General features: G+C 60.9%; 10 protein-coding genes and 1 pseudogene. 1 reads left to right on the forward strand and 10 read right to left on the reverse strand.

Translation table 11 applies throughout. The annotated features are described in order from the left end of the window. Positions 1-319: 319 nt before the first annotated feature. The 10 genes and pseudogenes from E2E27_RS12715 to E2E27_RS12760 form a co-directional block, all read right to left on the reverse strand. Entirely contained in the window at positions 320-2,182 is a 1,863-nt protein-coding gene (locus E2E27_RS12715; protein WP_141459689.1) for an alpha/beta hydrolase family protein, read from the reverse strand. A gap of 35 nt (positions 2,183-2,217) precedes the next feature. Beyond that, a pseudogene (locus E2E27_RS19250) lies at positions 2,218-2,472 on the reverse strand (type I restriction endonuclease subunit R); the annotation flags it as partial. A 316-nt stretch (positions 2,473-2,788) separates the two neighbouring features. Next, a complete protein-coding gene (locus E2E27_RS12725; RefSeq protein ID WP_141459691.1) occupies positions 2,789-3,583 on the reverse strand; it encodes a hypothetical protein in 795 nt (264 codons plus the stop codon). Positions 3,584-3,689: 106 nt separating this feature from the next. Beyond that, on the reverse strand, positions 3,690-4,268 hold the full coding sequence (locus E2E27_RS12730) for a hypothetical protein (protein ID WP_141459694.1): 579 nt from the start codon (positions 4,266-4,268) through the stop codon (positions 3,690-3,692). Between the two features lie 95 nt (positions 4,269-4,363). Then, on the reverse strand, positions 4,364-4,912 hold the full coding sequence (locus E2E27_RS12735; RefSeq protein ID WP_141459696.1) for a hypothetical protein: 549 nt from the start codon (positions 4,910-4,912) through the stop codon (positions 4,364-4,366). Positions 4,913-5,004: 92 nt separating this feature from the next. Then, entirely contained in the window at positions 5,005-5,958 is a 954-nt protein-coding gene (locus tag E2E27_RS12740; protein WP_141459698.1) for a 3'-5' exonuclease, read from the reverse strand. A gap of 489 nt (positions 5,959-6,447) precedes the next feature. Further along, the gene (locus tag E2E27_RS12745; protein WP_141459700.1) at positions 6,448-7,398 is read right to left on the reverse strand and encodes a cilia- and flagella-associated protein 77; all 951 of its coding nucleotides are present in this window, start codon (positions 7,396-7,398) and stop codon (positions 6,448-6,450) included. Then, entirely contained in the window at positions 7,395-9,632 is a 2,238-nt protein-coding gene (locus tag E2E27_RS12750; RefSeq protein WP_141459702.1) for an FAD-binding protein, read from the reverse strand. Before E2E27_RS12750 ends, E2E27_RS12745 begins: the two co-directional genes overlap by 4 nt. Then, positions 9,629-10,015 (reverse strand): DUF805 domain-containing protein, encoded by a 387-nt coding sequence (locus E2E27_RS12755; protein ID WP_141459704.1) that lies wholly within the window; start codon positions 10,013-10,015, stop codon positions 9,629-9,631. Before E2E27_RS12755 ends, E2E27_RS12750 begins: the two co-directional genes overlap by 4 nt. A gap of 6 nt (positions 10,016-10,021) precedes the next feature. Next, complete coding sequence (locus E2E27_RS12760; RefSeq protein ID WP_141459706.1) at positions 10,022-11,320, reverse strand: MFS transporter; 1,299 nt, start codon at positions 11,318-11,320, stop codon at positions 10,022-10,024. A gap of 126 nt (positions 11,321-11,446) precedes the next feature. Here E2E27_RS12760 and E2E27_RS12765 point away from each other — a divergent pair, with 126 nt between their 5' ends. Further along, entirely contained in the window at positions 11,447-12,388 is a 942-nt protein-coding gene (locus E2E27_RS12765; protein WP_141459708.1) for an alpha/beta fold hydrolase, read from the forward strand. Positions 12,389-12,530: the final 142 nt, after the last annotated feature.

Genomic DNA, 12,530 nt, shown 5'->3' on the forward strand with positions numbered 1-12,530 from the left:
AGCAGTTCAGTCAGCGCCCTGCAGCGCCTGCCCTTGTTTAAATTGCCCGCAACCAGACATCCATCTTCGCCCTGCTGCTCACGAGAAATTGTCTCCCCGATTGTCTCGACAGGGCGCGCCTGAAGGACAGAGTCAGGTTGACCGGACGGCTTAACCGTAAGCGTGCTGCACCCATTGAGTGCAACGGCACCAATAGTGACAATAAAAAAACGTATCGCTCCCTTACGTCGAAGCGCCATTGTTGATCGCTCGTCCTGCATTGGTTCAAAGGAACCCTCGAGGTCTAATTCTTTCTTGAACTCTTGGCATACGTTCGTCATCAGTCAATCCCATATGCCCAATTCATTAGTTTACGGGTTTCCGGATTTTTCTTAAATGTCGTGAAATTCGTCAAATTATGAGTGCCGCCTTCTGCAATGTGCAAGGCACCTTTACATTTGTTGGCCGACATTAATTGTCCAAACTTCTGGACGCGCGCAAAAGGAATTTTCGCGTCTTCTGTGCCATGGATCAGCCTAAAAAACGTCGTGCCACAGTTTGCAAGCTCTCCACTCGCGATACTGTCCTCGACCCGAAAAAAGTCGGCCAGTTTGATACCATCATCCTCCGGTTCAAACGAATATGCACCTGAAATAGAGATTACTTCATCGACTAAACCCGGCCTCGAAAGCGCCGTCTTTATTGCCAGCCAGCCACCTGCGCTCCCCCCCCTCAGATATAATTTGCCGCCACTGGCCAGCAGCTCTGATTTTGCCAGAGCGACCAGTTCCGCAAGTGCGTTGACGGCTCGGCCTCTTTCAGGGGATCGGGAAGCAGATGAAAAGCTCCACCCGAAGTTCCCGTCGCCGGGCAAGACCGGATAGTAGATCGCCGTCCCGCGCATTTCATCGGATTCAAGAAACGCGTTGGGAACATCGAGTTGTGATCTGAGAAGCCCACTGGCTCCATAAACGTCTACGATCAATCTCCGAGTTGGAACACCTTCCTGACGCAAAAGTGTACCAGCAATCTTGGTCCCGTCCTGAAGGACCATTTCATGTACGCTCTCCTTCCAGCCTTGCGGCATCGAGGTGCCCGGTATGGGACGAAGAGGCACCATTGCGACTTTTAAAGCATCACAAGCCAATCCTCCGAATCGCGCAGGTACAGCACCTTCAAAACGGACGTAGAGGACATTCTCGGTTTCCCCGGGTCGCCTGACACGCAGCACTATTCCCTCTCCGCGACCAGATCCGTAAACTCCGATCTGCGTAAGATTGGGAAACGTTCGAATTTGTTTTGAAGCCCTGCGCGATTTCCCGTCGGCCTCACTGACAACACACGGCGCAATCAAATCTAAACCATCCTCTCGAGCCATGAGGCCGACAGCATTCCCGAGCCGATCGATTGCATAGAGGGGCGGCAGCGGCATGGATTCCGATGGAAATACCGTTTCGAAGCCGTCGAATGACCGGACGAGTTCTCCGGTACCCTTGCGCGAGTACTCCCCCAGCCCAAAAATTGCCTTGTCACGCCCATCGGCGTATTTCTGGAAAAGATCGTTGGCGATAAAAACACCGCTTGCGCTGGTGCTCCTGCCATTGAAAATTCCGGATGAAATGCTGGCTTGACCATCCGATCCGGCAAACCGCACTTTGCCAGCACCGCTGACGAAGCCTGGAGTTAACACGCCATCAATCGGCAAGAGCACAAACCTCTCATCCCTGGAAAGCGTGCCGATCAGATTCGCACTCGGCGCTTCGGCGTCAACCGAAAACACCTGCCGCGATCCGTTCGCACGGGAACGCGAAATGTAAATTTGCCGCGCCGAGCCAACGGCCAGAATTTCTTGATAAACAATCTCCGTATCGGTAATTTGGGCACGTTCAGCGCTGACAATGCCGAGCCGCTTTTCATCCTGCTTCACCAGTCCAACGACGCAGAGCCCTTTTCCGTCTGCGCTGCATTGCAGTTCGCCACCCAAGACGCTCTCATCCGGAGGCAGGAGCGCGCGCCATTGGGCGCTTTCCTTTTGTGAAGGGTCGAGAACCAAGAGCCGGGTTCGATCGTAGAACAATACATGCGAGCCTGCAGGAGTGACGACACCTAACGGACTCAGCGCTGGCGCAGTTTCGCTGGCGCCTGGCTGCCCTGCTGAAAATGCAGCCAGAGCGAATGCAGCAGCAGATGCAAACTTCAGCATCTATAACTTACTCCGGATAGCACCCCCGGAGCTAGGGCTCGTTGGACACCGTCCTGCGCCGATCGGTATCCTGCCTTCGCTTCGATTACAGCAATGGGGTAATCAGGGCGATACCGGAGGATGTAATCGGCCCGCTTTCGAGCACCACGGCGCGGTACTCCGCCGACGAAAACAACACGACCATCGGTGAAGGACCGCTGTTCTTGAATGGTGCAAGGTGGATCGTCCCAGCCAGCCGCTTGTAGCTTGGGAACAATGAATTTTCGGCAAGTATCAGCTTCGGAGTCCATGTGCACGCGCACCTTCGTCGAACGAACGGATATTGGCAACCTGCGAAAGTCCGAACAGCCAAAGCAAGACTGTTTCAGATGTCGTAGATCCGTTTCACAACAGTGCTTCCTCATCCACGAAATCGTGAAGCTCGAAGACAAGATAGGAATTTCTGTCCTCCACTAAGCGAGCCACCGAGGAGGAAAACTGGGACGGGCTGTCCGAATTTTCCCCCTCGAGCGCATGGGTGTGTGGAGACCACTGCGTCTTGTCGGCATCGACGATGGCGTGGAGCTTAAGATGTGATTTCCTAAGGCCGCGTCATCAGGTGCTTAGCTAAGCCGCCGCCTCCCACTCTGCTCCCATCCGCGCGAACATCTCCGCCCGCACCCAGGTGAGCGGCTCGACATGCGCCTCGACGACACAGCGATTTCGCAGACACCAGTCCGCGATCGTGAGCAGCGCCGCCGACTGGTCGAGCTTGATGTGACCATTGGCCCGCCAGTAGGTGAGCGCGATCATGGCAGTGAGGATGCAGTCGGTGCTCACCCGGTGTCGCATCGCCTCCCATTCCTCGCTGCTGCGCGGCTCAGCAATGTCGGCCTTGCCCGCGAACAACTCGCCCGGAAGCCCCAGCCTCAGTCCGATCTCGGTCATGTGGGCCCAGTCGCGGCCGTTGCCCTTTATCGTGAGCGCGAAGTCGATATGCGGCCGCCATGCACCGAAGCGGACGTGCTGACCCGTTCGCAGCTGCGGCGGCAGGATCAGTTCGTGCTCGATGCCGGCGAGGTTGAACAGCGGGATTTCGGCGCTCAGCCCACCGTAGGTGACCACGTGGGTTTGGGGTCTGCCGCGCAGGTGCTCGAACAGCTGGGTGACCACCTCCTTCTCGCCGCCATAGTCATGCTCGGTCCAGGCCTTGAGACCGCCGATGCTGATGGCGCCAGCATCTGCGAGCTCGATATCGAAGGCGGCCGCCGCCACGATCCGCTTGCAAGGCAGGCGGTGCAGGTGCTTTTCCTCGCGCTCGATCTTCATGGCACCGCGCGGATCGACGGCGCGGTAGGCGTGATAGAGCTCCTCGTCCCATAGGGCCTCGACGTCGACGAACGTAAACTGCAGATTACTCATACTTTTTTCCTTTCATGGGTTGATCCCGGCAACCCACTCTCCCTTCGTGTGATGTTCGATTGCGAGCCGTGCAGGCTCTTCGATCGGCCTCGTCACGCTGCGCGGTTCAGAACGGCAGCGGACGAACCCGTTCGATGGTGTGCCAGGCGCGGAATGCCGCCATGAGCGCGCGGGCCTCTGGCTTGCGGCAGAAGCCATTCGTGTAGATTGCCCATAGCGCCATCGCCTGTTCAGGAGCTCGACGCCTGCGCCTGTGCGGCGTGGGATCTGATCCTGGCACTTCGAGGCCGACGCTTTGACCAGCAGCGATCAGCTGATCATCGCTGACATTGAGCGGCAGGAGCGTCGTGTTCGGCAGGTTGCGACGGATCAGGTCGACATCGGTCGGCGCAGGAACCTGACCGCTGGCGAAGGCATGACGCCATGAATACGGGGCGACCTTCGGCACGCGCACCAGCAGTTCGGCTTCCTTCGGAATACGCTCGCACAACCCGTCGATGATGCTCGCGCGCGATGCGTCCCGATCAAAGGCCGCGCGCAGGATCTCGAATCGCGCTTCGCGGCGGCCTTGCCGTCGGACGGTGAACAAAGCGAGACTGCTGATCGCCGAGCCCCGGGCAAGCTCAGGCCGGCTGCGGACGATGATCAGCGAACACAGCACCGGCGCGTGCAGCGAGTGGAACATGTGAGGATCCCCTTGGTGCAAATGCCAAGCGGGCGGCGCTCCGCTCTGGAGCTCCGCCCGCCTGGGTCTGGGGTTGGGGTTGTTGTGACTGCCGCTCAGCCGAACGCTGCAGCTGCTGCCAGTGGGGAGAGGTGCACCTCCCAGCTCGCATGGCGGAAGGCACCGGTCTGGGTGACCGATGCGTTCATCCGGCGGATCAGCTCGGCCCAGCCGCGCGCGATGCCCTGCTTGGTCCGCGCCGGACGGGGCACTTGGCAGTCGACGAGCTTGCCGTCCTCCATGGTGAACGCCCGGGTGCGGTCGGCGGTGACGAGGATCATCGGCGCGCCCGGCCGCACGATGCAGGGTTCCACCTTGCCGACCATGATGCCCTCAGCCACCTGAATGAACAGGCAGAGCGAGCGGCACATGGTGGGGGCAGCCACCTCGAAGTCTGCCACAAGGTGGGGCCGACCCGTGTTCATCACGGTCTTGATGAACAACGGCATCAGCTCACGCACATCGCCGTGGAAGGCGGTGACCGCGAGGTTGCAGTTCTCCAGCGGCACGTCATCGGCGTCGCGTGGATAGGCCATGGCACGCGGCAAGGCGTGGGTCAGCGGCCGTGCGGGGCAAGCCCCGCCGGCAAGGGTAATGTCGATCATTTCAGGTATTCCTTGTTGTCAGGTGGAGTGACGGCCTGCCCGTTCCCGGACAGGCCCAAGCCTTTTTCGTTCTCAGAACAGGCTCACTCTGATCACCACACGATGGGCTTGTTCACCTTGGGCACCACCGGGGTCCAGGTGCTGTCGGCGCGGTAGCGCTCGGTGGCGGGGAGTTCGACGAGCGACGGCTCCTTGCCGATCGTCTCACGATACCAGGCGAACTCGGCTTCGAGTTCGTCCGGGCGCACGTGCTTGTGCCACACGCCGCCGCCACGCATTTCCTTGCGGAAGCGATAGCGTCGCTCCCAAAGCTGGTCCCTCTTCTGATAGGGCGCGCTGGTCGCTTCGATCCGCCAGGCCTTGCCGTCGATGGCGGCAAGGACCTTGGCCATGACGGTCTCGCCATCCCCGCATACGTGGTCGAGCAGCTCGAGCAGCGCGAGCACGTCATCCATGGCCCGGTGCGCGCGCGGAGCGAACTTGCCCGCCTGCATCAGCAGGTAGCCCTGCGGTCCCGGTTCGAACCCCAACCGGCGCCAGGGCACGTCGGCCATGGCGCAGCCCCACGGCATGGGCGGCAGATCCGGCAGCAGCGAATCGACAAAGGGACGGTCGAACGCCGCGTTGAACGCCACCACCGCCTCACCGTCGGCGAGGAAGGCGGCAAGCTGCTCGCCATTAATAGCCTTGCCCGCGACCATCTCGTTGGTCAGCCCGGTGAGCGCGATGATCTCCGGCGACAGGGGATGGCCGGGATCGTTCACGCTCGAGCCGGTTCGCTCGATGCCGACGACGTGGCCCGCTGCATCCACCAGCACCCGCGCTACAGCGATCTCGATGATCGAGTGGCGGCGCCAGTCCAGGCCGGTGGTCTCGGTATCAAGGACCGTGATCCGGCGGAGGGGCTGATTGCCCTCTACCGTTTTCGGCCAGTCTTCCCGCTGGCGCACCGGAGTGAGGATGTGGCGTTCCTCTGGCGCTTGTGATCCGCCGCGGCCTTCCGCTGCACTACTGGCGGCGGCTATTGGTTTATTCGTATTGCTCATGATTACCTCGTTTTCCGAGGCCGGCCGAAGGGCCACTTTTCCCTTCTTCAACCGACCTCGCTAGCGAGGCTCGGCAGGAGCTTTTCCCATTGTGGTGGCATGGGTCAGCCATATGTAAGTGGTGCGCATTCGGCACCGGCTCGCGCCTTGAATACGGTAGCTTGAGATCGCCCCGAGGCTGACACGGCCTTGTACTGAATTGAGTGGCCCGATCTGGGACTTTTTGGTCGTTCATAAACGTCATGCCGACTGGCTAGTCTGGCCAGAAGCCGACACGACCTTGCCTCGGTGCTTGAAAGCGGAAACTCGAGGCTTGCTCTCCGCGCCCACGTTCAGAAACCGCTAGAGGAGAGGCAGGAGCTAAATGCCGAACCATTGCTCAAGAGAGGTCGACTACTCTCGAAATCTCACTGAGCATGGATGGTGAGGATCAAACATAAACCTTGTGGCAGTTCTGGAGTCTTAGAAAGCAGAGAAGCTCCTCATGCCTCAGAAGTCGTAGACGTGCTCCACCAGCGTCTGCGACGGAATCGACCGCAGGACAGTGCCGATATCTTCGATCTTTACCACTAGCGCCTGTCGCTCCTTCTGCGGGCGCGCCAGGATCGGTTGACGATAAAGTACTGTTGCTTTTGCGACCGGCGCGGTGCCGCGCGGGGCGACCACTGACACTAAGATCTCCCCACGATTCCCAGCGATTTCAACGAAATCCTTGCCCTCGGCCGCGAGCGCCTGCGCGTGGGTGGTGAAGGCCTGGTAGCGGGGCAGCATCATCGCTTGTGTCACTCCGCCGCCACGGATCACCACGTGTGTTTCGGGCGAGGGACGCTCGTAGGAGGCGCGGGTCGCCTTGCCGATAAGATAGGCGTAGCCGGCTTTGACTATGTATTCACTGGTCAGCTCATATCGGCGTTCCACGCGGCGCCACGAGACGCCGCCCGTCACGCCCGACCCGGACCACACGTCGGCGAGCGGCGTCAGAAAATCATATTCGTACCAAGGCGAATGCTTGATGAAATCGACATAGGACTGCGCGGTATCACGCGCGATCTGGTCTTCCGCCGTATCTGCCCCGCCGCTCGTCAATTCCGTGAAGTGCCCGATCAGGCGCTCGTATAGCCCCTTCAGCCCGTATTCGACCGTTGTCGACAGACCGATAACGCTTACCATCACGTGATAGCCGGCGTTGAAGGGATATTCTGCCGTCGCCCCAGTCACCGCCCCGTAGCTCTGCCAGAACTGGCCTATCTCGCCAAAGAAAGGGAATTGGCTTGGCGGGTTGTCCCTCAAAAAGCGGGCGTATTCCTCAGGACTGAAGACGAGGAACCACTCGGGCACGGTCAGGAACGTCTGTTCGGGACCCCGTCGATCCTCGGGCGGCGCGACGGGTCCCGCTGTTGTGGCGGTGAGCGCGGCAGCGGCAAGCAGACCAAGCTTCATGATACGGGCTTCCTAAACGCCATCAGGGTGTTGGCCGAGGGATCATTGGCTTGAAGCAGACGGTAACCGAGATCTTCGAGCCCCGCCTTCTCCAGCAGACCGAGCCAATGGTCGAGGCTGTCGAAATAGCGCGGCTCGGCGGCATTCTCCGACCACGGCACGCCTGTTCCGGCATTGAACACGGTGTGGACAAGGGCGACGAACTTGCACATCTCGGGCGTTGGCACGTGGTGATCACGCAAGACAAACAGCCCGCCAGGCTTCAGCACCCGGACGACCGAGTCGAGAAAGGCGGGGAGCTTTTCGGGCGCGATGTGATGAATGCCGGGAAAGCAGGTTACCAGCTCGATGCTGGCGTCCGGTACATCTGCAGCCGCGATTGGCCTATCGTCCCCATGCGGGATGTGCGTTCCGATCTTTCGGAGGCCGCTGCGTTCGAGAATGTCGACCGGCGAATTCGACGGCGCTGCGCTGTGGAGCAGGTAGATGGGCCCAGAGACTGAGACCTTTTTGCGCAACAGGCTGATGTAGCGGCCCGTCGTGCCGATCTCGAGATAGCCGTCAATGCGGCGGCGCTCGCCGAGCAACGCCAGCGTCTGCTCGACCATCTCGCGCTTTTGCACCCCTAGGGCTGGCACAGCATGCGTCAGCAGCGCCGTTTTCGGTGTCACCTCGGCCATGCGGGCCTGGAGGGCGCGATAGATCGCCTCGTCGTCCTCGCCTCGCTGAGTTTCCTCGCAGATCAGTTGGTGAAAGCGATCCTCCGGCCTGAGATTGAATACTATCTGCAAGAACCGATAAAAGTCGTCACGTCCCGAGACCGCCGAGAAGACCGTCTTGAACTCCGATTCCTGGAGCACGGGTTCCGATGGCTCCTGCGACGCGGGGCGGTAATAGACGTCCCACAGGCGGTTGCGCAGGCGATATTCGGGATCGAGCCTGTCCTTCAGCGCGAAGAACTCGGCCGCGCGGGGGTAGGCGCGGTGGAACTGGTCCTGCGTCGCGTGGATCTGGTAGGGCAGGTAGTAGCAGCCCTCCTCGGACAGGGCCGCCTCGATCAGCTCGCGCGTCCACACCCCGACGCGCGCTTTCGCGTTCTCGCGGGTGCGCTGCTTGTAGTAGAGCACGAAAGCGAAGCATTCCTCTTTCGCCCACGCGAGCATCGTTCCCGGATCGGCCAGCGCGTGCCTGATCGAAACGTTCACCGTGTTGACCCGGTGCCGCCGCAGGATCTCGGCCATCTTCCGGGTGAAGCCTTCGAAGTTCCGGATCGGAACGAAGTATTCCTGCAGGACATAGGTGCGCTTGTCGCGACCCTCGGGCTCCAATTCGGCGACGTCATATCCCGCCTCGTAATTGCGCCAGTGCACCTTGCTCTTGAGGTAGATAAGCGGGTCGATCACATGCTCGCGCCGCTGGGGCCCGAGCGGGCCTTCGGTCATCGACCACATGAAATAACGCTCGATCGCATAGTGGCGGCGCGGCGTCTGCAGGCGCTCACTGTGGGTCGCGGCGCGCTTCGTCTTGCGCCAGCTGACCGCGCGCAGACGGTTGTAGTGCGGCGGATAGAGATCGGCATTGTGGAACACGACCTCATCGTCGGCCCGGATGCCGTCCCGGAAGAAATCGAGATACTCGCAAACCGCCATGGTCTTCGAGAGGCGCTCGACACGCTCGTTGTGGGCAAGGTCGAGTTCGACCGCGACGATGATCCCGATCCCGCCATAGCCCCCGATGGCGGCGTAGAAGAGCTCGCTGTTGAGCTGCGGCGAAGCGGTCTCAATCCTACCGTCTGCCATCACCAGCGTGATCTCCCTGACCGACATCACGACGGGGCCGAGCCCCATGTACCGGCCGTGGCAATTGACACTCAGCGACCCGCCGACCGTGAAGTTTGCGTAAGTCTGCATGATCTTCACGCTGAGATCGTGCGGATCGAGAAAGCGCTGGAGATCGCACCAGCGCGTCCCCGCCAGAACGCGGACGGTGCGATTGGGTGGATCGAACGACAGCACGCCCGTCAGGTCGCGCATGTCGAGGTGCAAGCTCTGATCGCTGGCGGTCTGCCCGCCCATGCTGAAGTGCCCGCCGCCTACTGAGATCGGCCCCTTGGTCACGAGCACGGCCTGCTGCACGTCTTCGATGGTGGTGGGCTTGACCACCGCGAGGACCGGGACCGGATTGAGGCGGGTCACGTCGTTGACGATGAACCCTTTTCCGCTGTGCGCGTTCATTGGACGGCCTCCACCACCGCGTAGGGCTGCGGAACAGGCCGTGGATCGACGCCGTACTGGTTATCGCCCGGATCCCCGCGGCGAAAGCCGAGCACTAGCACCGCCCAGATTACCCCAACAATCGGAACCGGCACGAGAACCAACCACCAAGCTGACCGGCCGATATCATGGCACCGCTGCGCCATCAGGCAGAATGCGGTCCAATAGAACAGGATGTAAAACCCGATCGTCACCCAGCGACCGAAAATCTGCTCGACGAGTGGCTGGAGCGCCAGGAAGACAGCCGTCACCAAGATGGCCGTGAGCCAGTAGCTCCAGCGCCGGATGCGCCCTTGCGGCTGCCATAGTAATCGGAAGATTTTTAACGCGCTATCCATCGACATGATCTTTCAGACGGGCGATTGCGCGCCGGCGCGCGAACGCATTGCAAAGGCTGTGCCGGCCACGATGAGGTTGGCTACAGCGAGCAACAGGAATATTTCCGACACCTTGACTTTCAGGCTGGTCAGCGCCGCCGCCGTTCCTGCGGCACCAACCATCGCCACTGCGTTCAGGATGTTGTTCGCGGCAATGTCACGCGAACGGGTATCGGGCGCGCCGGCGGTTTGCAGGATGGCGTAGAGCGGAACCACGAAGACACCGCCGCAAACCGCCATCAGCGACAGGCCCACAAAGGCGAGCACACCTGTCGGCGAAAAGAGGAAATCCACGATCCCGCGCGTCCCCGCTTGCGGCCCGGCGATGGCCGTGCCGGCGAGGAGGAGAAACAGGCCGAGGCTCATCCCGACTGCGGCTGGCGGTGCCAACCTGCCCGAAATCTCCGCGTCGAGAAGCTTCGAGGCGATCAGTGAGCCTGCGGATATGCCGACCGAGAAGATCGCCAGGAAGGCCGTGGCAACCGCTGGCGAAGCGAACAGTTCGGCCTCGACCATCACCACCAGCTGGCTGGTTGCAAGCGCACCGATGGCCCAGAACCAGCTGATTGCCAGGATTGCATGCCAGAGCCGACGGTTGGTCTTGGCCGAGGCCACGATCCGCCAAGTCTGGGCGAAGGGTACCATCGCGCGGCGCTCCGCTGCAGGTTCACCCAGCGGCGGCGCGGCAGGAATGGCGAAACTCGCGACGAGCCCGACGAGGCTGATCGCCACAAGCGAGATCGCGACGGCCGATGCGGGCGCGATGCCGCCGAAGATTTGGCCCAGGAGGATCGCGACGAAAGTTCCTGCCTCCACCAACCCTGTCGCCGAAAGCACCTCGTCGCTCGCGACGTGCTGCGGAATGATGGCGTACTTGATCGGCCCGAGAAAGGCTGACTGGCAACCGATCAGGAACAGCGCGGCGAGCATTGCGAAAACCGAGCCCGCCAGCAAGGCCGTAGCCGCAATGGCCATTACGACCGTCTCGTACAACTTGAGCGAGCGGATCAAACGAGCTTTGTCTCGGCCATCGGCGAGCTTTCCGGCCATCGCTGAAAACATCAAGAAGGGTGCCACGAACACGCCTGCGGCCAGAGCGCTGAAGAGGCTCGGCTCGACCTCGACGCCCTCTCCTGCCGCAGGAAGGCTGAATGCCACGAGAAACAGCATCGCCGTTTTCGCGAAGTTGCCGTTGAACGCGATAAGGAATTGCACCGCGAACAGCGGCGCAAACCTGCGCGACAAGAGGAGCGGACGTTTGCTCGAAAACATGCCCCAAGGATTTAATTGGTTATCGTTTACATACCCTTACGAACTTGGCGGTAAGCTGTTTGGCTTGGACCAAGAGAGAGCAAATTCGTGAACGTTGTCCAGAGAGTCGCAAAAGCTTGCATTGCTATGGTTCTTGCGCTGCTGCTCGCCCTCGCAGGCTTCCGAGCAGCGGCCGAGTTTCGCGAAACCCGAGCGCCTGACGAGATTGCACCGGCCGGCGGCAGGTTCATCGAGCTTTCCGACGCGCGCGTCTTTGTCCAAGAACGCGGCCCAATCGGCGGCGTGCCGGTGGTGCTTGTCCACGGCACCGGAGCCTGGAGCGGATTGTGGCAGGAGACCGCAACGGCGCTGGACAAGAAGGGCTATCGGACCATTGCGATCGACCTGCCGCCTTTCGGCTTTTCTGAGCTGGTTGGGAGCGCCGACTACTCGCGAGCTGCGCAGGCGCGGCGGATTTTTGAACTAATTACCTTGCTCGGAGGGCCGCAGCCGATCCTGGTGGGCCACTCCTATGGGGGAGGGCCGGCCGCAGAAGTCGCGCTGCGCCATCACGATAGCTTGCGCAAACTTGTTCTGGTTGATGCCGCGCTCAACGTGGGCGGCAACCCGGGCAAGCCGCTCCCCGTACTGCTTCGCTCTCAGGCATCCAGAGAGGTCCTCGTCAGCGCGACGGCCTCGAACCCGCTCATGACGAAGACCCTCTTGTCGACCTTCATCTCCCGCAAAGACCGAGCGCTTCCCGAATATGTTGAAATCCTCTCGCGACCGATCACGAAGCGGGGCTACACGCCATCGGTGGCGGCATGGCTCCCCAGCCTGCTGTCCGTCGATCAAGATGCGCTAAGCGTCCGCAAGGGCTCATGGCAGGCGTTGAACTTGCCCGTCGAGATCATTTGGGGCGATCAGGACACGGTGACCCCCGTTACGCAAGCCGAGAACCTCGCCAACATTGTGCCTCAGGCGAGAATGACTGTTTTGCCTAGGGTTGGTCATATCCCGCAGGTGGAGGCGCCGGAGCAGTTCCAGGCTGCACTTATCGGAGCGCTGGAGTCGCGGTCGGATCGGTAAAGCGAGAGCGCAACGGTACGCAAACAGAGGCGTAAAGCCAGAGGAATTTCGGGCCTTCCTTGAAGAGGCACGGCGGCTTTTGGACGAAGCAGGCATTCGCTCTTTTGACTATGATTGACCGGCTTTGGGTCGTCAGCTGACC

The organism is Porphyrobacter sp. YT40 (assembly GCF_006542605.1).
Lineage (GTDB): Bacteria > Pseudomonadota > Alphaproteobacteria > Sphingomonadales > Sphingomonadaceae > Erythrobacter.